The following is a 26,596-nucleotide window of genomic DNA, read 5'->3' as shown; positions in this document are numbered from 1 at the left end:
CACCGGTCCTGAAGGTGCACGGGCACGCCCAACCCGGAGAAAGGCCACCCCGCCGATCGGCTTTTCACCCACCGCACTGGGGCCACGTTCGGTAAGCGTTGGCAAATCGTTGAATTTCAGGGGACCGGCTGAAATCTGCGCCTGCGCACCCCGCTGGTCACGCGGATGCGGGCCGACTTGACGCCTGGCTACGGTCCGGTGCCGGTGAAAAGCAAGCCCGAGAGCTGCTCGCCGACGTTGTCGAAGCCCGAGATGAACGCCGAGGTGATGAGGTCGAGGGTGCTCCGGTTGTACACGCCCGAGATCCCGGCGCCGCGGTTGAGCAGGCCGGACAGCTGCGTGCCGAAGTTGGCGAAGCCTGAGGCCGAGCCGAGCGCGGAATCCGAGATCGCGTTGAACCAGCCCGACATGGCCGACCCGAAGTTCCCGTAGCCCGATCCGCCGCCGCCGCCGGTGTTGAAGAAGCCCGACGACGGCACAGTGGTCGAGTTTCCGAAGCCTGGGGTCGCCGGGATGTTGAGGATGGAGATGTCGATGGGGCCGATGGTGGAACCGGCGTGCAGCTCCAGTGGGATCCTGCCGATGACGACCGGCGGCAGGTCGAACGCCGGAGTGCCAGCGGACAGTCCGAAGTCCAGCGGGACCTGCGGAATTAGGGTGCCGCCTGGGATGGTGAAGCCCGGAATTGTCACCTCTAGGGGCAGGGTCACTTGGAGCGGGCCCGAGAGGGGCATCGTGAATCCCGGGATCGTCAGTGTGGTGTTGTCGAACCCGAAGGGTGCAACGGTGAATCCATTCAGTGTGCTCGAGCTCGCGTTGGCGCCGTCGATCGTGAACGCGACGAAACTGAAGCTGGGCCTGAAGACCCAACTGGGCGTCGCGGGGGAGGTCATGTGGATATTCGAGAGCTGACCTCCGATCGAAACACCCGGGAAGGCCAGGGTGATGGGGTCCACGGTGAAGGGCCCCAGATTCACGGTCGGGCCGAGGCCTAGGCGGATGGTGGGGATGGGGATATCGGGAATGGTGACAGGTCCGATGTCGCCGAGTGTGTCGAGGAACAACGGAATTGACGGGATGTGGATGGACGGCAGCACGGTAATGGGGCCCACTCCGCCGGTCACATCCGCGCCCACGGCGGGGAAGAGCGGAATCGTGTAACCCAGCGAGAGGCCGACCAGGCCCTCGTGGTCACCCCGCCACAGGATGCCGTTGCTGTTGTTGCCGGTGATGAGGGCGCCGGTATTGACGTTGCCGGCGTTGAGGATTCCGGTGTTGGAGTCTCCGCTATTGAACCAGCCGGTGTTGATGCTGCCCGGGTTGAAGTCACCGGTGTTGATGTCACCGACGTTGAAGCTGCCGGTGTTGTAGGAACCGGCATTGGCCAGACCGGTGCTGAAATCACCGGCGTTGAACAATCCCGTGCTGGCCACACCCGAGTTGCCGATCCCGGTGTTGTAGCTACCGGAGTTGAACAACCCAAAGTTGCCGGTACCGGTGTTGAAGAGCCCGATGTTGCCAGTGCCCGAGTTGAACAACCCAACGTTGCCCACACCGGAATTCAGGCCACCGATCCCGGTCAGGTTGTTTCCGACCAGACCGATCCCGATATTGCCGGTACCGGAGTTGGCCAGCCCGACATTGCCCGCGCCCGCGTTTGCCAGGCCCATGTTGTCACTACCCGCATTGCCCAACCCGACGTTGCCGATACCCGGCAACCCCGCGGCCAGACCCGAGTTGGCCCACCCCAGGTTGCCCGCACCGATATTGGCGAAACCGAGGTTGTTGTCCCCGATGTTGCCCCAGCCCAGGTTGTGTCCGCCCAGGTTGGCGTTCCCGAAGTTGAAGTCGCCGATGTTGCCGAGTCCGATATTGGCACTGCCGACATTGGCTAACCCGAAATTGACAATGTTGGTCGGATTGACCGCGGACCCACCCGATAGCAGACCGGACAGCTGTTGGCCCACATTGCCGAAGCCGGACACAAAAGCCGGTGTCGCCACGCTCAACCCGCTGGTGTTGTACACCCCCGACACCGCCGACCCCCAGTTCAGCACACCCGAGTTCAGCGCCCCGACATTGGCAATGCCCGAGCCCGCCCCGGCCAGCGCGCTGTGCGCCTGGTTCCACCAACCCGACATGCCCGCGCCGAAGTTGACAAACCCCGATCCGCCGCCGGCGCCAGTGTTGAAGAAGCCTGACGACGGCAGCGTGGTGGTGTTGCCGAAACCCGGTGTCGCGGGAATGTCGATGAGCGGGATGTTGCTCGGGATGACATAAAGCGACCCGTCTGCACTCGCCGGGATCTCCGGCCAGTTGATCGCGGGGATAGTGGCACCCGGAGTACCTCCGGTCACATTCAGGTTTAGCAATGATGCGCCGTCGAATGTCAAACCACCCGGGAAGATCGTGATGGCGTCGACACCGCCTGGCACGGTGAAGCCGATGGGGATTTGGCCAACGGAGATTGTCGGAAGTCCGAAGGCCTGGGTGGCACCGGTAATGACGGCATGAATCGGACCGGTCGTGCCGCCATCGCCTAGGACGATGTCCCCGGTCGGGAATAGATCAAGCGCTGAATAGGTCCGGCCAAATGCGTACCATGTCGGAGGATTCGGAGCCGAACTCCATATGATGAACGGCGATAGCCTCATCTGCCCTATCGTCGTCGACGGACCGATATCGATGGTCGCCGTGACGGGGTCAACACCAGGAATGCTGCCGGGCGCGAGCGTGATCGGGCCCAGGTTGACACTTCCCACGATGTTGGGATGGATCTCGGGAATGTCTATTTGAGGGATAGTGAAGGAGCCCATCGCGGCGTTTCCGCTCAGGTGCATATTGACCGACGGGACTGGGATGGGCGGAATGACCACGGGGCCGAATCCGCCGGTGAAATGCGCATCCAAAATGGGGACCTTGGGAACCACGAGGTCGTAGTGCAGGCTAAACAGGCCTTCGTAGTTGCCGCGCCACAGCAGGCCGTTGCTGTAGTTGCCGGTCATGAACGCACCGGTGCCGACGTTGCCCGAGTTGGCAAAACCCGTGTTGGAATCGCCAGTGTTCAACCAACCGGTATTGACACTGCCCGGGTTGAGATCACCGGTATTGGTATCCCCCACATTGAAGTTGCCCGTGTTGTAACTCCCCGGATTGGCCACACCGGTGTTGAAATCACCAACATTGAACAACCCGGTACTACCCACACCCGAGTTACCAACCCCGGTGTTATAACTCCCCGAGTTGAACAGACCCCAGTTACCACTCCCGGAATTAAAGAACCCAACATTATTCGTACCGGTGTTAAACAACCCGATATTACCGCTGCCCGAATTCAACCCACCGATCCCGGTCAGGTTGTTCCCACTAAGCCCAATCCCAATATTACCGGAACCACTATTGGCCAACCCGATATTGCCCTGCCCCACATTGGCAAAACCAACATTGCCACCACCAGCATTACCCCACCCCAAATTGTGGCCCATCAAGCCCGCCAACCCCGCATTGCCCAACCCGAAATTGCCATCGCCGAGATTGCCCAACCCGATATTGCCGTCGCCGACGTTGCCCCACCCCAAATTCCCGTCGCCAACATTGGCCACACCGAAGTTGAAGCCCCCCACATTGCCGCCACCGACATTGAACGAACCCACATCGGCCAACCCGAAATCGACAATCGGACTCTGCTGCAACACGGTCCCGGCCGCCAACAACCCCGACAACTGCTGACCCACATTGCCAAACCCCGACACCACCGCCGGGGTCCCCACACCCAGCACGCTGGTGTTGTACAACCCCGAAACCCCCGAACCGAAGTTCAACACACCCGACGACAGCGACCCAGCATTCAACAAACCCGAACCCGCACCCGCCACCATGTCGTGGGCCTGGTTGAACCAACCCGACATCCCCGAACCGAAATTCCCGAACCCCGACACCCCACCGGCACCAGAATTAAAGAACCCCGACGACGGCGCCACCGTCGTATTCCCAAACCCCGGAACCGCCGGAACATTAATAATCGGGATGTGGCTGTCGGGCACGCTGATGTTCAGCGCCAGGTTCAATGGAAGTGGATCGATTGTAAGGCCGCCCGGGAAAATCGTGATCGGATCCAGCGCACCTGACGCATCGATCGCAAATGGAATGGCGCTCTCCGGAATCGATAGACCACCCGGGAACAGGGTGAATGCGGGCAGGATGTTACCCGTGACATCAATATTCAACGGAATACTCGAGGTCCCGATTTCCGGGATATTGATGGTCGGAATACTGATAACTGCGCTACCGGTCGATCCGCTACTACCGGCAAAATAGATTGAGATGCCCTGGGTGGGCGCCGTGACGTACCCGTCGACAAATCCCGTTGAACTCGTCGAACCGACCTTCCAGGTGTCGACACCGGAGAATAGGTTGTCTAGAAACACCGTGAGGACCGGCAGCGTAAACGGCGGCGGGGCGGGGCTTGGCGGGCTGTTGAGGGGAATTACGATGTCTTGGGCCGCGATGGTGGTGGCCGGCAAGATCACGATGGGCGGAATCTCCATCGCTTGGTGGATGTCCAACGGTATAGCGGGGATATTGATGGGATCGATGGTGAAGGGTCCGACGGAAAAGACCTCGTGAATATCGAACAGCGACATTCCGGGTATATCGATCTGATCGATGTTGATGGGACCGAAGTTGAGGGTTTCATTGAGGTCCACCAGGGTGCTGCCGGTGATGTCGATGCCAAACGAGAAGCCGATGAGCCCGTGGTAGTCACCGGTCCACAGGGCCCCGTTGTTGAAACTGCCCGAATTGAACGCACCGGTGTTGACATTGCCGGTGTTGAACCAACCGGTGTTGGTGTCACCGGTGTTGAACCAGCCGGTGTTGACGTAGCCCGGATTGACATCGCCGGTGTTGAAGCTGCCCGCATTGAAGCTGCCCGTATTGTAGCTACCCGCGTTGGCCACACCGGTGTTGAAGTCACCCGCGTTGAATAATCCGGTGCTGGCTATGCCCGCGTTCGCGATCCCGGTGTTGTAGCTCCCGGAGTTGAACAAACCCCAGTTACCGGTGCCGGTGTTGAAGAACCCGACATTGCCGGTCCCGGAGTTGAACAAGCCCAAATTGTCTGCGCCGGAATTCAACCCGCCGATCCCCGTCAGGTTGCTGCCACTGAGCCCGATCCCGATATTGCCGGAACCGCTGTTGGCCAGCCCGAGGTTGCCCTGCCCCACATTGGCGAAACCAACATTGTCGGTACCGGCGTTGCCCCAACCCAGGTTGCGACCGGTCAGGCCCGCGAATGCCGAGTTCCCCAGCCCTACATTGCCGTTGCCGATATTGCCCGCGCCGAAGTTGCTGTCACCAAGGTTGCCCAAGCCGACGTTGTTGCCTCCCAGGTTGCCCCAGCCGAAGTTGACGTCCCCGACGTTGCCCGCACCCAGGTTGAAATCCCCGACATTGGCAAAGCCCACGTTGTAATCGCCGACGTTGGCGAGATCAAATACATTGAGCGGGTTGATATACCGCAGCTCGGCGATCAACGAGTCGATGATGCTGCCCGATCCACCTGAGCCCGAACCCGACCCGCCACCGCCGCTGAGCAACGTCAGCAAGCCCTCGTAGGACAAACCTGAAACGTTGTGGCCGAGGTTGCCGAACCCCGAAATCACCCCCGGCAGCCCCACATCCAACGAACTCACGTTGAGCAAGCCCGAAATGTCGGTGCCGGAGTTGACCAAACCCGACGTGAAGCTGCCTGCATTGCCCAGCCCCGAAATCGCTCCCACCATCGAACTCGACGCCTGGTTGAACCAGCCTGACATGATCGAGCCCGTGTTCCCAAAGCCGGAGCCGCCGCCCATACCGGAGTTGAAGAAGCCCGACGACGGCAGGGTTGTCGAGTTCCCAAAGCCGGGCACCGCCGGAACGTTGATGATCGGGATGTCGATGGGCCCGACACTGGTGAGCAGGTCGAAATCCAGCGGAATAGGCTCGGTGCTGATACCCGAGATCGCTACCGCCGGGATGTCCACCGACAAATTGATCGGCAGGACCTCGGACATCGATATTCCTTGGATAAGCGTCGCCGCGATATCGATAGGGGGAATGTTGATGGGAATGGAGTTGCTGAATGATATAGCGTCGAGTGCGATCGGCTCTGTTATTAGGTCGATCGGTATGGTCATCGGAGGAAGCGAGACAATGTCTCCGAGGGGGAAGGGGAAAATACTACCCGATTGGAAACCAACAATTGGCAAGGTAAATGTCACGTTGGTGATTTCGGGAATGAAGAGCGGTCCGACCACGACCGGGCCTGTCGCGATCGTTCCCAGGCTCAGTGCGGAAAGCAGGGTGGCAGCTGGCGCGGTGAAACCGACATTGGCGACGCCGTCGATGCCGATATGAATTGCCGGAATGGGGATGTCCGGCACGATGAATTGATAGTTTGCGTCCCCGGTAACACCCAAATGCAGCGGGGGAAGGATGGTGGTGTCCGGGATGGCGATCGAGCCCACGCTCCCGGTCGAAGTGAAGTGGATCGGGAACTCGGGAATCGTGATTCCGTAGTACAGGCCTGCCAGGCCTTCGTAGTTGCCGCGCCACAGCAGGCCGTTGCTGTAGTTGCCGGTCATGAACGCACCGGTGCCGACGTTGCCCGAGTTGGCAAAACCCGTGTTGGAATCGCCAGTGTTCAACCAACCGGTATTGACACTGCCCGGGTTGAGATCACCGGTATTGGTATCCCCCACATTGAAGTTGCCCGTGTTGTAACTCCCCGGATTGGCCACACCGGTGTTGAAATCACCAACATTGAACAACCCGGTACTACCCACACCCGAGTTACCAACCCCGGTGTTATAACTCCCCGAGTTGAACAGACCCCAGTTACCACTCCCGGAATTAAAGAACCCAACATTATTCGTACCGGTGTTAAACAACCCGATATTACCGCTGCCCGAATTCAACCCACCGATCCCGGTCAGGTTGTTCCCACTAAGCCCAATCCCAATATTACCGGAACCACTATTGGCCAACCCGATATTGCCCTGCCCCACATTGGCAAAACCAACATTGCCACCACCAGCATTACCCCACCCCAAATTGTGGCCCATCAAGCCCGCCAACCCCGCATTGCCCAACCCGAAATTGCCATCGCCGAGATTGCCCAACCCGATATTGCCGTCGCCGACGTTGCCCCACCCCAAATTCCCGTCGCCAACATTGGCCACACCGAAGTTGAAGCCCCCCACATTGCCGCCACCGACATTGAACGAACCCACATCGGCCAACCCGAAATCGACAATCGGACTCTGCTGCAACACGGTCCCGGCCGCCAACAACCCCGACAACTGCTGACCCACATTGCCAAACCCCGACACCACCGCCGGGGTCCCCACACCCAGCACGCTGGTGTTGTACAACCCCGAAACCCCCGAACCGAAGTTCAACACACCCGACGACAGCGACCCAGCATTCAACAAACCCGAACCCGCACCCGCCACCATGTCGTGGGCCTGGTTGAACCAACCCGACATCCCCGAACCGAAATTCCCGAACCCCGACACCCCACCGGCACCAGAATTAAAGAACCCCGACGACGGCGCCACCGTCGTATTCCCAAACCCCGGAACCGCCGGAACATTAATAATCGGAATCGGGATCGGGCCGATCTCAGCGACGCCTTTGAAGGTCGCCGGAACGGTGTCGATAGTGAACCCGCTGGGCAGCAACGTGAACGCGTCCAGCCCTCCGGAGAGATTGGTGACGCCTGCCGACGCTTTCGGGAATTCGAGTCCTGTCGGAGAGAAGAAGGTGAAAGCGTCATTCCCGCCAGACAAGCCCACGGTGACCGGAGTTTGGGCAGGAATGGTGAAGCCATTCGGGAAAAGGATCAAGGGGGTGCTGTCCAGGTTGAAGGCCACCGATAATGGACCGTAGCCTCCGGTGATCCCGTAGAGATTAATGACGATGCCATCCCCAAGATTCAGATCCAGAACTTGGGTGTGGAAACTTGCTAGGCGTACAAGCGGCTGCTTGAAGATGATGGGTCCGATATCGGCGTTGATGTGTCCGGTCAGTTCGTGAAAGAGCACAGTCGGCGCGACGGTGACTTGGCTGAGGTCGACGGATCCCGCGGCGTCGATCGGGATGGCGGGGACGGTGATGGGCGGAACGGTGAACGGGCCCAGGCCGACGGATGCATTAGTGATGTCGAAGTGGAGAGCGGGGACCGGAATGGGCGCGACGTGCAGCGGGCCCGCACCGCCGGTTGCATGTACGGTGATCGGGAATTGGGAAATGGTGGGCCCGAAGTAGGCACCGAATAGGCCTTCGTAGTTGCCGCGCCACAGCAGGCCGTTGCTGTAGTTGCCGGTCATGAACGCACCGGTGCCGACGTTGCCCGAGTTGGCAAAACCCGTGTTGGAATCGCCAGTGTTCAACCAACCGGTATTGACACTGCCCGGGTTGAGATCACCGGTATTGGTATCCCCCACATTGAAGTTGCCCGTGTTGTAACTCCCCGGATTGGCCACACCGGTGTTGAAATCACCAACATTGAACAACCCGGTACTACCCACACCCGAGTTACCAACCCCGGTGTTATAACTCCCCGAGTTGAACAGACCCCAGTTACCACTCCCGGAATTAAAGAACCCAACATTATTCGTACCGGTGTTAAACAACCCGATATTACCGCTGCCCGAATTCAACCCACCGATCCCGGTCAGGTTGTTCCCACTAAGCCCAATCCCAATATTACCGGAACCACTATTGGCCAACCCGATATTGCCCTGCCCCACATTGGCAAAACCAACATTGCCACCACCAGCATTACCCCACCCCAAATTGTGGCCCATCAAGCCCGCCAACCCCGCATTGCCCAACCCGAAATTGCCATCGCCGAGATTGCCCAACCCGATATTGCCGTCGCCGACGTTGCCCCACCCCAAATTCCCGTCGCCAACATTGGCCACACCGAAGTTGAAGCCCCCCACATTGCCGCCACCGACATTGAACGAACCCACATCGGCCAACCCGAAATCGACAATCGGACTCTGCTGCAACACGGTCCCGGCCGCCAACAACCCCGACAACTGCTGACCCACATTGCCAAACCCCGACACCACCGCCGGGGTCCCCACACCCAGCACGCTGGTGTTGTACAACCCCGAAACCCCCGAACCGAAGTTCAACACACCCGACGACAGCGACCCAGCATTCAACAAACCCGAACCCGCACCCGCCACCATGTCGTGGGCCTGGTTGAACCAACCCGACATCCCCGAACCGAAATTCCCGAACCCCGACACCCCACCGGCACCAGAATTAAAGAACCCCGACGACGGCGCCACCGTCGTATTCCCAAACCCCGGAACCGCCGGAACATTAATCCCCTGGATCGGAACCGGACCGATAGTGACGCCGGCTCCGACATTCAGCGGAATGCGATCAATCGTGATCGCAGGGGTGCTGAAAGCGTCGATTTGACCATCGATATCGATCGTCAGCGGGATTGCGCTGGTCGGAATGGTGAATCCCGGAATGGTGAAACCGGGAGTGCCCACGAACGTGTTAGCAAGCAGGTCAATTCTGGGGATTGTCAGGTAGTTCGGGAACAGGGTGATAGTGGGGGTGTGCCAGTCGAGAACCAGAGGGAACTGATCAATTCTAGTGTCGATAGTGGTCGGACCGGCTGAAAGAATAATAGAGCTGTCAGCATCATTAGTTATGGTAATGTTGGGAATATTGATTACCCCTAAGCCCGCTAGTGGGCCGATCGGGAATGTGGTGTTGAATATCTGGGTGCCGAAGAGCACCGCATAGGAGATGGTGAGGGGGCCAACTCCAATAGGAATCCCGAAGCCCCCGCCGATTGGGGGGACGGTGATGTCCGGTACCACGAGTGGTCCGAATTCGAAGGTGTGGTGGATGTTCAGCGGGATGGTGGGAAGGATCTGGATGGGCTCGAGGGTGATGGGCCCGATCCCGGTGTTTAGGTCGAGCCCAATCGGGATTGCCGGAATGCTGGTTCCGGCGGACAGCCCGAACAGGCCCTGGTAGTCGCCTACCCACAGCACGCCGTTGCTGTAGTTGCCTCTGATCAGGGCGCCGGTGTTGACATCGCCCGAGTTCGCGAAGCCGGTATTGATGTTGCCGGTGTTCAGCCAGCCGGTGTTGGTATTACCCGGGTTGAAGTCGCCGGTGTTGAAGCTGCCCGGGTTGAAGCTGCCCGTGTTCAAATTGCCGGCGTTCGCCACACCGGTGTTGAAATCACCCGAGTTGAACATCCCGGTACTGGCCATCCCGGAATTGCCGATACCGGTGTTGTAACTGCCCGAGTTGAACAACCCGAAATTCCCGGTCCCAGAGTTAAAGAAGCCGACGTTGCCGGTCCCCGAGTTGAACAGACCGATATTGCTGGCCCCGGAGTTCAACGGCCCGATCCCGGTCAGGTTATCCCCGACCAACCCGATCCCGATGTTGCCGGTCCCGTTGTTGGCCAACCCGACATTGCCCACGCCGAGGTTACCGAATCCAAAGTTTCCGCTGCCGGCATTGCTCAGGCCGATATTGCCAAGGCCCGGTAGGCCCGCGGCCAGCCCAGAATTGCCGAACCCGATATTGGTGCTACCGAAATTCCCGAAACCGACGTTGCCGCCGCCGATGTTGCCCAGCCCCAAATTCCGCCCGCCGACGTTGGCCGCACCGAAGTTAAAGTCGCCGATATTGGCCGAGCCGATATTGCCATTGCCAACATTGGCCAATCCGGCATTAAAACTGAGTGTCTTCGGAGCGGTGAGCAAAGCATTGAAGAATTCACCCAGCAGACCACCCGGCGAGCCGGCGACCGCCTGCGCCGTCGGGCCAAACGCCTGCAACGCGGACACTGCCGCCGAGGCGCCGCCGTGATAGCCGGCCATTGCGGCCACATCCTGGGCCCACATCAGCTCGTACTCGGCCTCAGCCGCGCCAATCGCGGCCGTGTTTTGACCGAACACATTTGTCAACGCCAACGACGTCAACACCGCCCGATTGGCCGCCACCACCATTGGGTCCACCGTTGCGGCCAACGCCGCCTCAAACACACCCACCAGCGCCCTGGCCTGCCCGGCCGTGGCCTCCGCCGCGGCCGCTGCCGCGTTCAACCAGCCCGCATACGGGGCGGCCGCGGCCGCCATCTCCGCCGCCGCCGCGCCCTGCCATGACCCAGCGGCCAAACCGGCGGTCACCGACCCGAAAGAAGTGGCCGCCGACCCCAGCTCGGCGGCCAACCCGTCCCACGCCGCCGCGGCCGTCAGCAAAGGACCCGACCCCGCACCGCTGTGCAGCAGCACGGAATTGATCTCCGGAGGCAGCACCTGAAAGTTCACCGGCCCCGACCTCTCAGCAGGTGTACGCGTAGAATCGTCCCACCACAACGCGGTGAGCGTCGGCATTTCTGCGATGTCGGTCGTTGCCGGCGACTGGTCAAAGCCCGGGTCACCCCTTGTGTGCTGATCCTCGTACGGGCAAACACCGGATCTGTGCCCGCCGTCGTCAACAACGTGACCCGTCAGTGGCGATCACCCATGCGCAGGAGTCATCCTGCGCATCCATTGCGCCGACGTGTGCCCTCTACTGCCCTCTACTCCACTACTGTCGCTACGATCGCACTTCCCATCACGCTGGCTAAAGGGCAAATTTCCCAACGAATGCCAGGGGGGGCGGGCAAAATGCACATCTTGTCCACGGTGGGCGCCGATATCTTTTCGCACCGTTTATCCCGTCGCGGTCTTCTCCCTGATGTCGGATTGGCGGGCCGCGAAGGTCCCGCACCCCAGGGGATCGCCGTCAGAAGTTGAGACCCGAGTACATCAACCGATCGGGGTCATACTTCTGCCGGATCTCGGTAAGCCGAGACAGATTTGAACCGAAGTATCGCGACGGCGCGGTGTTGGCTTCCAAATAGTTGACATAGCCGCCAACCGAGAACTGTTGCACCGTTTGGTGCGCGGTGCTGATCCATTTGTTGGCAGCGGCTGCTTGGCTGCTGCCGGGTGTCTCGACGTACCAGGACACTACCGCGGCCTGGCGACGCCATGGGAAAGCGGTAGCGCTGGGGTCGACGTCACCGACTGCGCCGGAAAGCGGATCGATGATCGCCGCCGCCTGTCCGGACGCCGGCGGCCACTTTCCAATCGCGGTGACAATCGCCTGTGCTGCAGCCGGATTGAGGTTACCGATGACATCGGATCCGGCCACGAAGCCGCGCGGCGCACTGGTCGGGCTGCCCCCGGCCAGATAGGTCACCAGGTCCATATAGCCCAGTGTCTTGATCTCGACCCCGGTAGGTTGCACACCGGCCGCGGATTTGAGCGCATCGGCCACTGCTCGACCCGAACCGGCCGGACACACGGCCAGCACGTGGCAATTGGCCTTGGATGAGCCGACCGACATGTCCATCAGCGCCCACGTATCGCGGTCGGCCGATGCCAGCCAGGTCTGCCAGCCGGAAAGCACCTGGGCCGCCGACGACGGGGTGAAGTCGACGCGGACCACGTCAGCGTCGGCCGTTGGGAACGTTGTGAAGGTCATCGACGTGGTGACGCCAAAGTTGCCACCACCGCCGCCACGCAGGGCCCAGAACAGATCGGGGTGCTCGTCAGCGGATGCGGTGACGGTTTGACCGGTGGGCAACACGACGGTCGCTGACTTAAGCGCATCACAGGTTAGGCCGGCGCGGCGGGAATCGGCACCGAGTCCGCCGCCAAGGGTCAGGCCAGCGGTGCCGACTGTCGGGCAGCTGCCGGTGGGGATCGTCCGCCCGGCGGGGGCCAACGCCTTGTGCACCTCGTATAGACCGGTCGCGGCCGGCATCGTGACGTTACCGGTGGCACCGTCGAAATTCACTCCGCCAGGCAACCCGCGCAGGTCGATAACCATGGCGCCGCCTGCGGTCGACGCGCCGATGTAGGAATGGCCGCCACTGCGCGGGGCGATCTTGAGTTTGTTGGCGGCAGCGAACGCAACCGCCTTCTCGACGTCTGCCTGCGAAGCAACCGCGATCACCGCGGCCGGGTTTGAGCCGTTGTAGCGCGTATTGAACACCTGCTTACCGGAAGTGAAGGAGGCTCCGCTCGACGGGAGCAGGACGCGGCCCTCGATGGCGGAGGCCAGCCCGGACCAGTCGCCGACCGTGTCCGCGCGGGCCCGCACCGAACCGAACAGCGCCGAGGTCGCCACCGCTCCGACGGTGCCGCGAAGAAACGTCTGGCGAGAGATCATGGACCGCATTGTCGCCCATCGCGGTGGCCAAACAGACTGTCGTACAACGTGTCGCGAAACAGCGTGACGCGATCGTGTCGTTTCCAGGCACGCCTGGTAGCCACGGCCGGAAGTGAGCAACGCGATCATGGGTCGGCCACACCACACGGCGAGACAAGCGGCACATGGAGCGCAAACCTTGACAGCATCGTGTCCGCAATGTGACGGCCATGCGCGAAGGTTCCTGTGAGTGCTTGATTCTTAAGAGTGCTGTGAAGCGCGCCGGAAGGCTTTGGTGCGTGGTCGATACGGACGGGGGAACCGTGCTCAACGCCTGGCGCCATCAGCCACTGACCATTCGTCTGCTAGCGGTGTCCGCGGGCGTGCTCACCGCAGCGGCAGCATTCGCCGCGCCGGCCGATGCCGATGCCATCGATGACAAGTTCATCACCGCACTCAACGACGCCGGCGTCAACTACGGCGACCCAGGAAACGCGGTGGCGTTGGGTCAGGCCGTATGTCCGATGCTCGCCCAGCCCGGTGGATCGTTCAACGCGGCGGTATCTACCGTGGTCGCGCGCACCAGCGGCATGTCCAAGCCGATGGCGGCGGCCTTCACCAGTATTGCGATTTCGACGTACTGTCCGCAGGTGCTGTCGGGTGCGGCCAACGGCGACCTATCCGCCCTGCAGCAGATACCGGGTGTGCCGGCGTTTTGAGGGTCAGCCCGTACCCAACGGGTCGATCGTTGAGGCGATGTAGACCATCGCCGCGCCGACCAGCGTCATGGTGACAAAGTCGGTGCCCTTGCTGCGCACCACCAGCAGCCCGGCGCGATCGTCGGACAGCACCAGCCGCAGCGCCGCTGCCACACCCACGCCGATACCGATCAACAACGAACCTCGGCGCCAGAAATTGGCCCCGGCCAGCACGAACGCCACCGTGAAGATCAGCCCGACGAGCAGGATGGGCCACTGGGCGCGCAGCGCGCGCCCGAAATAGGCCCTGGCGGTCATTGCCGCTCGGCCAACTCGACAACGTTGGTCAGCAGGAATGCACGAGTTAGCGGGCCGACGCCACCGGGATTCGGCGATATATGGCCGGCGACCTCCCATACATCGGGATGGACGTCGCCAACCAGGCCGTCGTCGGTGCGGCTAACGCCGACGTCGACGACCGCGGCGCCGGGACGCACCATGTCGGCAGTGAGCATATGCGGCACACCGACGGCCGCGACGATGATGTCGGCCTGTCTGGTCAGTGCGGGCAAATCGCGGGTTCCAGTGTGGCACAACGTCACCGTCGCGTTCTCCGCGCGACGGGTCAGCAACAGCCCTAACGGGCGGCCCACCGTCACACCACGGCCGATCACCACCACGTGCGCCCCGGCGATGGGGAGCTGGTAACGCCGCAGCAGGTGCACGATGCCGCGCGGAGTACAAGGCAGCGACGCCGGGGTATTGAGAACCAGCCGGCCCAGGTTGGTGGGGTGCAGCCCGTCGGCGTCCTTGTTGGGGTCGACGCGCTCCAGAGCCGCGTTCTCATCGAGCTGCTTCGGCAGCGGCAGCTGCACGATATATCCCGTGCAATCGGGGTTGGCGTTCAATTCGTCGATGGTGTCGTTGAGCGTGGCCGTGGAGATGTCGGCGGGCAGGTCGCGGCGGATCGAGGTGATGCCGACCTTCGCGCAATCGGCGTGCTTACCGCGCACGTAGGTCTGCGAGCCCGGATCGTCACCGATCAGGATGGTGCCCAGTCCGGGAGTGCGGCCGGATGCAGCTAGCGCCGCAACCCGCTGCTTCAGGTCGACGAAGATGTCGTCTCGGGTGGCCTTGCCGTCCAGCGTGATTGCGCCCACGCCAGACAGTCTGGCACGGCCGCCGCGGAGCCAATGACGGCGGCCCGCGCGCGTAGGCTCCTGCTATGTCCCCTGCCCCGGACGTACTTAGCCCCGCCAAGCTGGGCCCCCTTACCCTGCGCAACCGAGTCATCAAGGCGGCAACCTTCGAAGCGCGTACGCCCGATGCGCTGGTGACCGACGACCTGATCGAATACCACCGGCAGCCCGCCGCCGGCGGGGTCGGCATGACCACCGTTGCCTATTGCGCGGTCTCCCCCGGCGGGCGCACCGGTGGCGAACAGATCTGGATGCGCCCGGAGGCGGTGCCGGGGCTGCGCCGACTCACCGAGGCGATCCACGCCGAAGGTGCGGCGGTCAGCGCGCAGATCGGCCACGCAGGGCCGGTGGCCGATGCCCGCTCCAACAAGGCGACCGCCCTGGCGCCGGTTCGGTTCTTCAATCCGATCGCGATGCGGTTTGCCAAGAAGGCCAGCCGGGATGACATCGACGACGTGCTGGCCGCGCATGCCGGCGCCGCACGTTTAGCGGCCGAGGCGGGCTTCGACGCGGTCGAGATCCATTTAGGCCATAACTATTTGGCGAGCGCTTTTCTATCTCCACTGATCAACCGCCGAACCGACGAGTTCGGCGGATCGCTGCAGAACCGGGCAAAGGTTGCGCGCGGATTGGTGCTGGCGGTTCGCCGGGCGCTGGACAACGAGGGAATGCGGCAGATGGCGGTGACCGCCAAGCTCAACATGGCCGACGGCGTTCGCGGCGGCATCAGCACCGAGGAGTCGCTGACCACCGCCACGTGGCTGCAGGAAGACGGCGGATTGGACGCGATCGAACTCACCGCGGGCAGTTCCCTGGTCAACCCGATGTACTTGTTCCGCGGCGACGCGCCGGTCAAGGAGTTCGCAGCCGCCTTCAAACCCCCGATGCGCTGGGGAGTGCGGATGATGGGCAAGAAGTTCCTGCGCGAATACCCCTATCGCGAGGCCTATCTGCTGCGCGATGCTCGCCTGTTTCGCGCCGAGCTGACGATGCCGCTGATCTTGCTGGGTGGCATCTCCAACCGCGAGACCATGGACCTGGCGATGGCCGAGGGATTCGAGTTCGTGGCCATGGCGCGGGCGCTACTGGCCGAACCCGACCTAATCAAGCGGATCGCCGCCGACGGCAGCCGTGTGCAGTCCGCCTGCACGCACTGCAATCAGTGCATGCCGACCATCTACAGCCGGACACGCTGTGTGGTCACCGGGGCGCCGCACGCGACCGACGCGCCCTGATTCCCGCGCTGGCCGTCCGTTCGCTGGTGCGGGACCGGGGTAGGTAGACGGGGTCGCAGTGCACGGGCCTGCGCGATGAGTTGGGCGGGTATGCGCGGCGGATCAAGGGAAACAAAAAGCTTAGATACAGTTGATTTCGATGCCCCAACCTGCCTCACCAGCGCTGACCGTTCGCTGTGACGGGTCACAACGCACCTTCGCGGCGGGCCATGACGTGGTAGTCGGACGCGACTTGCGTGCCGATATGCGAATCACCCATCCGCTGATCTCGCGTGCGCATCTCCTACTCCGCTTCGAGCAGGGCCGCTGGCTGGCGATCGACAACAATTCGCTGAACGGTACGTATGTCAACGGTCGCCGGGTGCCGCTGGTCGAGATTTATGACGGCCAGACCCTCAACATCGGAAATCCCGACGGGCCGCTGCTGACCTTCGAGGTCGGGCGCCACGCGGGGATGGCCGGGCGCCCGCCCCGGACCGAGTCCATGCGCATCGTCGCGCCCGCAGCCCGGTCGTCGGGTCACTACCCCACCCAGCTGGCTCCGCCATCGACTACACATCAAGCCGATTGGCCCTCGCCGCCAACCAGCCGGCTACGTCCCGGCCCGCCGCCGCCCCCGACGGAAATCGCGGGGCAACCCATGTACCCCAGCAGCTCCGCTCCGTGGCCACCAGCCGGGTATCCGAGCACCGCACCACCGCCGTCGTCGACCCACTTCGCACCCGCGCCACCCCGTACCGGGCTGCACCCGCCACCGCCACCGCCACCCGGGTCCAGCACCGCCAAGCCAACCGAAGTGGCAAATCTTGCTACGAAGATGTTCCATGCCCTGCGGCCCCGGGGCGGGACACCCGAGACACCGGCCGGCTCCGTCACCATCGGCCGCGCCACCGACAACGACATCGTCATCCCGGACGTCTTGGCGTCCCGTCACCACGCATTCCTCACGTTGACGCCGCTGGGCACCGAGATCCGCGACGCACACAGCGTCAATGGCACCTTCGTCAACGGCGTCCGGGTGGGCTCGGCGGTGCTGACGGAAGGCGACGTGGTCACCATCGGCAACGTGGACCTGACGTTCACCGGGGGCACTCTGATCCGGAGAACCGAAGCGGCGGCCCGCACCGGCGGCTTAGAGGTCAAGTCGGTGTGCTTCTCGATCGACGGCAAGCAACTTCTCGATCACATCTCGCTGACCGCCCGTCCCGGTTCACTGACCGCGATCATCGGCGGGTCCGGCGCCGGCAAGACCACGCTGTCCCGGCTGATCGCCGGATACACCAGCCCCAGCTCGGGAACAGTGACCTTTGAGGGCCACAACATCCACGCCGAATACGCGTCCATGCGCAGCAGGATCGGGATGGTGCCGCAGGACGACGTGGTGCACCGCCAACTGACCGTCAATCAAGCGCTCGGTTACGCCGCCGAACTGCGGCTACCGCCCGACACCAGCAAAGCCGACCGCGCGCAGGTGGTCGCCCAGGTGCTCGAGGAACTCGAGCTGACCAAACATGCCGACACCCGCGTCGACAAGCTGTCGGGTGGACAGCGCAAACGCGCGTCGGTCGCCCTCGAGCTACTCACCGGGCCGTCTTTGCTGATCCTCGACGAACCGACCACTGGCCTGGACCCGGCGCTGGATCGGCAAGTGATGCTGATGCTGCGTCAACTGGCCGACGCCGGTCGCGTGGTGCTCATCGTCACACATTCGGTGGCCTACCTCGACGTATGCGATCAGCTGCTGCTGGTAGCTCCCGGTGGCAAGACGGCCTTCCTGGGTGCGCCCAGCGAGATCGGCCAGGCCATGGGCACCACCAACTGGGCCGACATCTTCACCAAGGTGGGCGCCGACCCCGACGAAGCCAATCGCCGTTTCCTGGCCCAGAAAGAGGCCCAGCCGGCTGTGCCGTCGGAAGCCAGTCCCGCGGTCGACCTGGGCGAACCGGTGCACACCGACGTGCTGCACCAGTTCTCCACGGTGGCCCGCCGGCAGGTTCGCCTGGTCGTGTCCGACCGCGGCTACACGGTGTTTCTGGCCCTGCTGCCCTTTCTGATCGGATTCCTTACCCTCACCGTTCGCGGCAAGACCGGATACGGCATGTCGGATCCGCTCGGCAACAACCCGGCCCAGCCCGACCAGATTCTGGTGATGCTCAACGTCGGCGCCGTGTTCATGGGTACCGCGTTAACGATCCGTGACCTGATCGGTGAGCGTCCCATCTTCCGCCGTGAACAGGCAGTGGGCTTGTCGACGGCGGCCTACCTGGGCGCCAAAATCGTGGTGTTCTGCGCGTTTGCCATCGTTCAGGCCGGGATCGCCACTCTGATCTCGGTGATCGGCTGGGGCAAGCCGCTGTCGGACGCCGTGCTGTTGGGCGACGTCAGATTCGAGCTGTTCGTCACCGTTGCCGCGACCTGCGTGGCTTCGGCGCTCCTCGGCATGGCGCTGTCATCACTGGCCCAGTCGCAGGATCAGATCATGCCGATGCTGGTGGTATCGATCATGTCGCAGCTGGTGTTCTCCGGCGGGATGATCTGGGTGACCGACCGATTCCTGCTCGATCAGTTGTCCTGGTTCACCCCCGCCCGCTGGGGATTCGCGGCATCGGCGTCGACGATCGACACCCACCGCCTGGTGCCGGGGCCGACGGACCCCAAAGACCAACACTGGGACCACAAGGCCAGCGCGTGGCTGTTCGACATGGCCATGCTTGCGGTGTTGTCCATCGCCTATACCGCGGCGGTGTGGTGGAGAATTCGGCTCAAGCGCCGCTGATGCGCACAACTAATCTCCGACACGCGCAACTAATCTGATGTGGTGACTGGAGCTCAGCGTCCGGTGCTGACGGTTCGGTCTGACCGGTCGCAACGTAGCTTCGCCGCCGGCCCGGACGTGATCGTCGGCAGCGACCTGCGCGCCGACTTGCGCGTCGCGCACCCGCTGATCGACCGCGCGCACCTCCTGGTGCGCTTCGAGCAGGGGAGCTGGATCGCGATCGACAACAATTCGCAGCACGGGATATTCGTCAATGGCCGTCGGGTCCCACTGGTCGACATCCAAGACGGCCTGGCCATCAACCTCGGTAGGCGCGACGGGCCGCAAATCACCTTCGAAGTCGGACACCACCGAGGCCTGATCGGGCTGCTTCCGCCGACCGAGAACCACACGGTGGCCGACCCATCCAGCCATCCGCGGCCCGGCGCCGAGCCGTCACCACCATCCCCGCCGCGACCGCCGTTACGACCCATGCCGCCCCCAGATCTGCCGCCGGGCCCCGTCGCCGGCGTCCGGCCCACGTCGGCCTCGACGGCCCTTCCGATCCCCCCGCCCGCCCCGCACATGAGCCCCGCTCCGGCGACTCCTTGGCCGACCAGGACGGTCTATGTCCTGGGCGCGGATTCCGAGCTGGCGCCGCCGGTCGCGGCCGCCGCATCGATCGGGCGCGCGGCCGACAACGACATCGTGGTTTCCGATGTGCTGGCTTCGCGGCACCACGCATTCCTGACCCCGACACACCTGGGTATCGAAATCCGCGACGCGCACAGCATCAACGGAACCTTCGTCAACGGGATCCGGGTGGGGTCGGCGATTCTGCGCGAAGGTGACGTGGTCACCATCGGCAACGTCGACCTGGCATTCACCGGCGACACCTTGGTGCGCCGCACCGAAGCGGCCACCCGCGCCGGTGGACTCGAGGTCAGCGCGGTCGGCTTCGGCGTCGGCGGGGACACCCTGCTCGAGAATGTTTCGCTGACCGCGCCGCCGGGCTCACTAACCGCCGTCATCGGTGGATCCGGCGTAGGCAAGACCACGCTGGCGCGGCTGGTCGCCGGCTACACCAGCCCCACCTCGGGCACGGTGACCTTCGAGGGCCACAACATCCACGCCGACTACGCATCCTTGCGCAGCAGGATCGGGATGGTCCCCCAGGACGACGTTGTGCACCGGCAGCTCACCATCAACCAGGCCCTCGGCTACGCCGCTGAGCTGCGGTTGCCGCCCGACACGAGTAAACAGGATCGCGAGCAGGTGGTCGCCGGGGTGCTCGAGGAGCTGGGGCTCACCGAGCAGGCCGATACCCGGGTCTCCAAGCTGTCCGGCGGCCAACGCAAACGCGCATCGGTGGCACTGGAACTACTCACCGGACCGTCGCTGCTGATCCTCGATGAGCCCACCTCGGGCCTGGACCCGGCGCTGGACCTGCAGGTCATGACGATGCTGCGACAACTGGCCGACGCCGGCCGAGTGGTGCTGGTGGTTACCCATTCGCTGACCTACCTGGATGTCTGCGATCAGGTGTTGCTGATGGCTCCCGGGGGTAAGACCGCCTACCTCGGCCCCCCCGACCAAATCGGGCGCGCGATGGGCACCACCAATTGGGCCCAGATCTTTGCGAAGGTGGGCGCCGACCCCGATGAGGCCAACCGCCGCTTCCTGGCCCAGCACCGGCCCGCACCGGCGGCGCAGACGAAAAAGCCCGCCGATTTGGGTGCCCCGGCGCACACCAGCGTGTTGCGCCAGTTCTCCACGATCACGCGTCGACAAGTGCGCCTGGTCATCGCCGACCGCGCCTACTTCACGTTCCTGGCAGTCCTGCCGTTCATTCTGGGTGCGCTGTCACTGACGGTGCCGGGAGACACCGGGTTCGGTATTGCCCAACCGACCAGTCAGACCCCCGACGAAGCCGCACAAATTCTGAATCTGCTCAGCGTTGCCGCGGTCTTCATGGGTACCGCGCTGACCATTCGTGATCTGATCGGTGAGCGCGCCATTTTCCGTCGCGAACAGGCCGTCGGTTTGTCGACCTGGGCCTACCTCAGCGCCAAGGTGTCGGTGTTCTGCGCGTTCGCCGGCATCCAAGCGGCGATCGCGACCGGCATTGTGCTGCTGGGTAAGGGCGCGCCGACACAGCACGCGGTGCTGCTCGGCAACCCGAGTGTCGAGCTGTACACCACCGTCGCGGCGACCTGTATGGCATCGGCGATTCTCGGATTGGTGTTGTCCTCGATCGCGCGGTCCAACGAGCAGATCATGCCGCTGCTGGTGGTCTCGCTCATGCTGCAGCTGGTGCTCGCGGGAGGCGTGGTACCCGTGACCAATCGGATCTTCCTTGACCAGCTGTCGTGGCTGACGCCGGCCCGCTGGGGCTACGCCGCCTCGGCGGCCACGGTTAACCTGCGCGAACTGGTGCCCGGTTCGCTCAGCCCGGAGGACAGCCATTGGACCCACAGCCGCACCGTGTGGCTGTTCGACATGGCGATGCTGGCCGTGCTGTCGGTCGTGTACTGCGGCATTGTGCGATGGCGGATCCGGCTCAAGCGCCACTGACCGATCACTCGTCCAGCCCCCCGTCCAAGCAAAGGCCATGTGCCAGGGAAAACGCCAAGGCCTGCGGGACGTCGACCCGCGTCCCGGCCAGCGACGCGGTCCTCCACAGCGACGGGTCCGCTGTCGCGCCCCGCAGATCGGCGGCGTCCAACTTGGCGCCGGTGGTACGTGCTCCGCGCAGGTCGGCCCCGCGCAGCACGCACTTACGCAAGTCCGCCTCGACCAAGCTGGCCTCCCGCAGCCGGCAGCCACTCAGGTCGACACCACGCAGGTCGTTGCCGGCGAGCACCGCGAGCGTGAAATCGACCTCGTCGAATGTCAACGGCCGCAGCCGGCATTGCACGAACACCGAGCCCAGCATGCTGCACTGCGCAAATGTGCTGTGCCACATCATCGTTCGTTCGAAGGTGCAGTTGCGAAAGGCCGATCCTCGGTGCTCAGATTCGGTCAGGTTGACACCGCTGAAGTCGCACTCGGAGAACACGGCCCGTTCGGTCCGCAACCGGCTGAGATCCTCGTCACGAAAATCCCGGCCGGTGAATTCGCAGTCGAACCACTGCGGCAGGTCCGGTTGCGCGGTCATTAGCGGCCCGCCGAAAACGTCGGCGACAGCCTGGCCAGCGCGTATTCACTGACCTCGATCAGCGCGTCGGTCGCCGATTTGCGATCGCGGGCATCCACCGCGATCACCGGAATGTGCGGGGGCAACGTCAGCGCGTCACGCACCTCAGCCATCGAATACCTCGGTGCACCGTGGAATTCATTGACCGCGACCAGAAATGGCAAGCTGCGGTGCTCGAAGAAATCGACCGCGGCGAAACTGTCCTCCAACCGACGGCAGTCCACCAGAACGATGGCACCGATCGCACCGCGTACCAGGTCATCCCACATGAACCAGAACCGGCGCTGGCCGGGCGTGCCAAACAGGTAGAGCACCAGGTCCTCGGCCAAGGTGATGCGACCGAAGTCCATCGCGACCGTGGTGGTCCGCTTGTCCGGTGTGGCCGCAAGCATGTCGACGCCGAACGACGCATCGGTAACCATCGCTTCGGTACGCAAAGGCATGATCTCCGAAACCGCGCCGACGAAGGTGGTCTTGCCGGCACCGAATCCGCCCGCAATGACGATCTTCGTCGATGCGGTGCGGTGCGGTTCAGAGTGCGCCTCAGAGTGCTTTAAGGCCACGCAGGGTCCTCCCTATGAGTTCGTAGCGCTCATCGCAAGTCGAACGGTCGGTCAAGGTCCTGTGCACCTGAAGGTAATCGGACGTCACCAGATCACCCACCAGGACGCGCGCGACGCCCACCGGCAAATCCAGATGAGCCGAGATCTCTGCCACCGAAGGACTCGAGTGGCCGTCGGCGCACAACCGGATGATCTTGCCTCGCACATCGTTGGGCGGCCACCGACGGACCACACCTGCCTGCAGTGCGTGCACGGGCGCTTCCAGCGGGAGCTCGACATCGGTACCAGTGCGTCCGGCCGTCAGCGTGTACGGGCGGACCAGGTTGGCCTTCCGCAGCGCCGCCGGCGAGGCTAGCGGCGGCTCGCGTCTGTCCATTGCGGCTCTGGATTGGAGCGGCGGGCCGACTGCACAACGCTGCCGACCCGTTCGGCCAGGATGGCCATCTCGTAACCGATCTGCCCGATGTCGCAGCCGGTCACCGCCAACGTCGCCAGATGCGAGCCGTCACCGACCCGCATCAGCAGCAGGAAACCATTCTGCATTTCGACCACCGATTGCAGTACCTGGCCGCCCTCGAATAGCTGCGCGGCGCCGCCGGCCAGGCTGGCCAGCCCGGACGCCACCGCGGCCAACTGATCCGCACGTTCCCGGGGCAGATACTCGCTGGCGGCCACGGGCAGACCATCGACCGACACCAACAGGGCGTGTGCCACCCCGGGTATCTCGCGGGCAAACTTGGACACCAGCCAGTCCAGCGGGCTTTCCGACGTACGAGTGTTCATCGCTGATCGGGTTCCTGCCTGGTGCTGCGGGCATGCGCCCGGCCCGTGTGCACTCCGCCGAAATGGCTGCTTATGGACGAGCGAACCGCGTCCGGATCACGCGCCGAGGTGCCGCGTTGCGGCTGCTGACCGGAATCAAATCCCCCGCCCCGTGGCACCGGCTGATCGTGCGCATCCGGCTCGGCATGGGCCGCTCCTGGCACCAATCGGGCGCCGGGAGTGCGCACCGGCAACCCGTGGTCGGTCCGAGCCTCGATGGGCGCGTCCTGGGCCTCGGCGGCCGCCGACCAGCCGCGGTCCCATACCGACCGCCAATTCAGGTCGGGACTGTGCGCCAGCTCGTGCGGGTCACTCATCATTTCCGACAGCATCCGCCGATAGATCACATCGTCATCGTCGGGTCTCGCCGACACGGTCGGCTCGGACGATTCGGATGCCGCCGGCGCCGCGGTCCGGACCGGCGATGTGGGTGTGACGGGCGGCGGGCTGGCGGCAGGCGGGCGCCGGGCAAAAAAGGCCGAGGTGTCCGATGCCGATGTCGGCTGGCCCGATCGCGGGGCCGGCTCCGCGGCCTGTCCGGGTTCCCGCTGGACGCCGGTTTCCCACCAGGGTGTTTTCAGTTGACGCCGGGGTGGCCGTTGTTGCTGCTCGACCGGCTCGCCCGGGACATCGGTGATGCCGCTGGACCCCGGGCTGCGTCGCGGCAACAAGGCGACCGGCGGCACCGGCTGGCCGGCGCCGCTCTGGTGCGAGGCGACCGCGGCGACAGGTTCGGCGGCATGGGCTGGTGGGGCGCTCGGCGGCGTGACCACAAATGCGCGGGGCGGGCGCGCCCGGGTATCGCCGGACGCCCCCGCATCGCCCGGTCGCTGACCCTCGACCAGCACCGTGCGCGGCAGATAGACCTCGGCGGTGGTGCCGTTGCCCGCTTCGCCGGCGGCCGGGCCGCGCAACCCCACCCGGAGACCGTGCCGGGCGGCCAGCTTGCCCACCACAAAAAGACCCATATGTCGGGCGTTGTCTGGAGTCACGTCACCGCCGGAATGAAGCCGCATGTTGGCCATGCGTCGATCGGAGTCGGTCATGCCCAGGCCGGAGTCCGCGATGCGCAGCAGAGCCCCGCCCTCACTGCCCCGCACCGCCGACACCCGAACCTTCGTGGTGGGCGGCGAATAGCTCAGCGCGTTGTCGATCAACTCGGCAAGAAGATGGATGACACTGCCCGCCGCCGCGCCGATCACCGTGCAGTCGGCGACCCCACCTGTTTCGACCCGCCGGTAGTCCTCGACTTCCGACGCGGCGGCGCTGATCACCGTCGACAGCGGCACCGGATCGCGCTGGTCTCGTGAAATCTGCGCACCCGCCAGCACCAGCAGGTTAGCGCTGTTGCGGCGCAGCCGGGCGGTGAGGTGATCGAGGCGGAACAAGCGGTCGAGGCGGTCGGGATCTTCCTCGTTGCGCTCCAGCCCGTCGATGAGCGACAACTGCTGATCGACCAGTGAACGGCTACGCCGCGACATGGTCTCGAACATATCGTTGACCAGCAATCTCAGCCGCGCTTCGTCGCCCGCCAGTAGGAGGGTCTGGGCGTGCAGTTCATCGACCGCATGGGCGACCTGCCCCATCTCCTCGGTGGTGTAAACGGGTAGCGGCTCGGGGATCGGTTCGGCGCCAGCACGGACTCGGGCGAGCTCTTCCTCGAGGTCGGTGTGGGCGACTTTCAAGGCGCCGTCGCGCAGCATGCGCAGCGGTCTGACCAGTGTGCGTGCCACCAAAAACACGATGACCACCACGACGACGATGGCGCCCAACACCAGCACCGCGTCACGGATGGCGGCGTCGCGTCGACTGGCGGCCTGGGCCTGCACCGACTTGGTCACCGCCCCGGTGGCGCTGGTAATGATCTGTTCGGCGATATCGCGGGTGGTCTGGATCGATCGCAGCAGCTCAGGGTTGTTGACCAGCGCGCTGGCCGGATCCGACATGATGGCCATCCGGGTCACCATTTGTTGCTGCAGATTCTTCGCATCCGGAGAGCCGACACCGAGCAGTTCTGTCATCCCGAACAGCGTGGAGGGCTCGGTTCCGGCCAGCGTAATCATCGCCGTACGCAGTTGCGGCTCGGGAAGATCGGCTCCTCGGGTCACCAGAATTTCTTGCATGGTCATCTGTCCGCGGGAGCCGACTGCGCGGCTCAGGCCCTTAACCTGTGCCCGGATCTGCTCGCTGTCGACGCGTACCGACGCATTGATCGCATCCTCGGCTGTCAACAGCAGCGGTGCGTAGGTAGTGAGCCGATCACGCAATCCAATGCTGTTGGCCAGCACGGCATCCAGCAGCGACTGGCCGCCGTTCAATAGGGTGTTCACCCCGGTGCGCACGTCGGGGATCACGTCGGTATTCGCCAGTCGGGTTTGCAGCTCGTATTTGCGGGCCGCGAAGTTCTTCTTTGCCCCCTCGACGTCACGTCCGGTGGAGCTTGCCAGTAGTGCGACATCCAGGGCCGACATGTATTTGGTGACCGCCGCGATGACGTCGGCGCGGGCATCGGCCAGCCGCAGACTGCTCGAGTTGACCAGCTCACCACGGACTCGCAGCCCACCGAGAACCGCCGCCAACAGCAGCGGAACTAGCGCTATCGCAACGACTTTCCAGACCACCGGCCAGTTGCTCGGGGACCAGGCCGGCGGACGTTTCGGTGCCGCGGGGTGCGCACCGGGGGCAGTGGGCTCGCCGGGTGGAACCGCCCCGACCGGAGTGGTCGGGCGGGTGAACATGGTCATGTGATTGCGGCCGTACGACCGGCCGCAGCCTCAATGTGTCGTGCTCGCAGAAACCAGAGACTCATGCAAACTTTCCACTCAATTTCACCCGCCCGGCAGCTGGGCACCACGCAAACGCCTGGCAATCCGACGAGTATGACAGCCC

Annotated in this window: 13 protein-coding genes; 4 read left to right on the top strand and 9 right to left on the bottom strand. The window is 63.7% G+C overall.

Annotation, left to right across the window (positions count from 1 at the left end):
• Positions 1 to 188 precede the first annotated feature (188 nt).
• Complete coding sequence (locus MB901379_RS05060) at positions 189 to 11,366, bottom strand: PPE family protein (protein ID WP_197717861.1); 11,178 nt, start codon at positions 11,364 to 11,366, stop codon at positions 189 to 191.
• Between the two features lie 460 nt (positions 11,367 to 11,826).
• Complete coding sequence (locus MB901379_RS05055; protein ID WP_158015637.1) at positions 11,827 to 13,269, bottom strand: FAD-binding oxidoreductase; 1,443 nt, start codon at positions 13,267 to 13,269, stop codon at positions 11,827 to 11,829.
• A 269-nt stretch (positions 13,270 to 13,538) separates the two neighbouring features.
• Between MB901379_RS05055 and MB901379_RS05050 the strand changes: the two genes are divergently transcribed.
• The gene (locus MB901379_RS05050) at positions 13,539 to 13,958 is read left to right on the top strand and encodes a DUF732 domain-containing protein (protein WP_232021993.1); all 420 of its coding nucleotides are present in this window, start codon (positions 13,539 to 13,541) and stop codon (positions 13,956 to 13,958) included.
• A 3-nt stretch (positions 13,959 to 13,961) separates the two neighbouring features.
• Here the strand turns inward: MB901379_RS05050 and MB901379_RS05045 are convergent, their stop codons facing one another.
• Positions 13,962 to 14,255: a DUF3017 domain-containing protein gene (locus MB901379_RS05045; RefSeq protein ID WP_158015635.1), complete on the bottom strand. Its 294-nt coding sequence runs from the start codon at positions 14,253 to 14,255 to the stop codon at positions 13,962 to 13,964.
• A complete protein-coding gene (locus MB901379_RS05040) occupies positions 14,252 to 15,097 on the bottom strand; it encodes a bifunctional methylenetetrahydrofolate dehydrogenase/methenyltetrahydrofolate cyclohydrolase (RefSeq protein ID WP_158015634.1) in 846 nt (281 codons plus the stop codon). Before MB901379_RS05040 ends, MB901379_RS05045 begins: the two co-directional genes overlap by 4 nt.
• A gap of 65 nt (positions 15,098 to 15,162) precedes the next feature.
• On the opposite strand from MB901379_RS05040, the gene MB901379_RS05035 reads away from it, so the two are divergent.
• From MB901379_RS05035 to MB901379_RS05025, 3 genes are all read left to right on the top strand, one after another.
• Positions 15,163 to 16,371: an NADH:flavin oxidoreductase gene (locus MB901379_RS05035; protein WP_158015633.1), complete on the top strand. Its 1,209-nt coding sequence runs from the start codon at positions 15,163 to 15,165 to the stop codon at positions 16,369 to 16,371.
• Between the two features lie 139 nt (positions 16,372 to 16,510).
• Entirely contained in the window at positions 16,511 to 19,147 is a 2,637-nt protein-coding gene (locus MB901379_RS05030; protein ID WP_158015632.1) for an FHA domain-containing protein, read from the top strand.
• Between the two features lie 42 nt (positions 19,148 to 19,189).
• Entirely contained in the window at positions 19,190 to 21,700 is a 2,511-nt protein-coding gene (locus MB901379_RS05025) for an ATP-binding cassette domain-containing protein (RefSeq protein WP_158015631.1), read from the top strand.
• A 4-nt stretch (positions 21,701 to 21,704) separates the two neighbouring features.
• Here MB901379_RS05025 and MB901379_RS05020 read toward each other — a convergent pair whose 3' ends face one another.
• From MB901379_RS05020 to MB901379_RS05000, 5 genes are read right to left on the bottom strand one after another with little or no spacing between them, the layout of a single operon-like run.
• On the bottom strand, positions 21,705 to 22,265 hold the full coding sequence (locus MB901379_RS05020) for a pentapeptide repeat-containing protein (RefSeq protein ID WP_158018952.1): 561 nt from the start codon (positions 22,263 to 22,265) through the stop codon (positions 21,705 to 21,707).
• 17 nt (positions 22,266 to 22,282) lie between these two features.
• Positions 22,283 to 22,885 carry a GTP-binding protein gene (locus MB901379_RS05015; protein ID WP_158015630.1) on the bottom strand — a complete coding sequence of 201 codons (603 nt, stop codon included), beginning with the start codon at positions 22,883 to 22,885 and terminating at the stop codon, positions 22,283 to 22,285.
• The gene (locus MB901379_RS05010) at positions 22,866 to 23,261 is read right to left on the bottom strand and encodes a DUF742 domain-containing protein (protein WP_158015629.1); all 396 of its coding nucleotides are present in this window, start codon (positions 23,259 to 23,261) and stop codon (positions 22,866 to 22,868) included. The genes MB901379_RS05015 and MB901379_RS05010 overlap by 20 nt, the downstream gene beginning before the upstream one ends.
• Positions 23,237 to 23,668 carry a serine protease inhibitor gene (locus MB901379_RS05005; protein WP_158015628.1) on the bottom strand — a complete coding sequence of 144 codons (432 nt, stop codon included), beginning with the start codon at positions 23,666 to 23,668 and terminating at the stop codon, positions 23,237 to 23,239. Before MB901379_RS05005 ends, MB901379_RS05010 begins: the two co-directional genes overlap by 25 nt.
• A complete protein-coding gene (locus MB901379_RS05000) occupies positions 23,665 to 26,451 on the bottom strand; it encodes a sensor histidine kinase (protein ID WP_174236978.1) in 2,787 nt (928 codons plus the stop codon). Before MB901379_RS05000 ends, MB901379_RS05005 begins: the two co-directional genes overlap by 4 nt.
• Between the last annotated feature and the right edge of the window lie 145 nt (positions 26,452 to 26,596).

This window comes from Mycobacterium basiliense (assembly GCF_900292015.1).
Taxonomy (GTDB): Bacteria; Actinomycetota; Actinomycetes; order Mycobacteriales; family Mycobacteriaceae; genus Mycobacterium; species Mycobacterium basiliense.
Note: the sequence above shows the minus strand (reverse complement) of the source record. Positions and strands in the feature narration are given on the sequence as shown.

Bases quoted from the DNA above. Each gene is read 5' to 3' on its own strand.
- MB901379_RS05055 (WP_158015637.1), bottom strand. From the start codon at position 13,269: ATGCGGTCCATGATCTCTCGCCAGACGTTTCTTCGCGGCACCGTCGGA.
- MB901379_RS05045 (WP_158015635.1), bottom strand. From the start codon at position 14,255: ATGACCGCCAGGGCCTATTTCGGGCGCGCGCTGCGCGCCCAGTGGCCC.
- MB901379_RS05035 (WP_158015633.1), top strand. From the start codon at position 15,163: ATGTCCCCTGCCCCGGACGTACTTAGCCCCGCCAAGCTGGGCCCCCTT.
- MB901379_RS05030 (WP_158015632.1), top strand. From the start codon at position 16,511: ATGCCCCAACCTGCCTCACCAGCGCTGACCGTTCGCTGTGACGGGTCA.
- MB901379_RS05010 (WP_158015629.1), bottom strand. From the start codon at position 23,261: ATGGACAGACGCGAGCCGCCGCTAGCCTCGCCGGCGGCGCTGCGGAAG.
- MB901379_RS05005 (WP_158015628.1), bottom strand. From the start codon at position 23,668: ATGAACACTCGTACGTCGGAAAGCCCGCTGGACTGGCTGGTGTCCAAG.
- MB901379_RS05000 (WP_174236978.1), bottom strand. From the start codon at position 26,451: ATGACCATGTTCACCCGCCCGACCACTCCGGTCGGGGCGGTTCCACCC.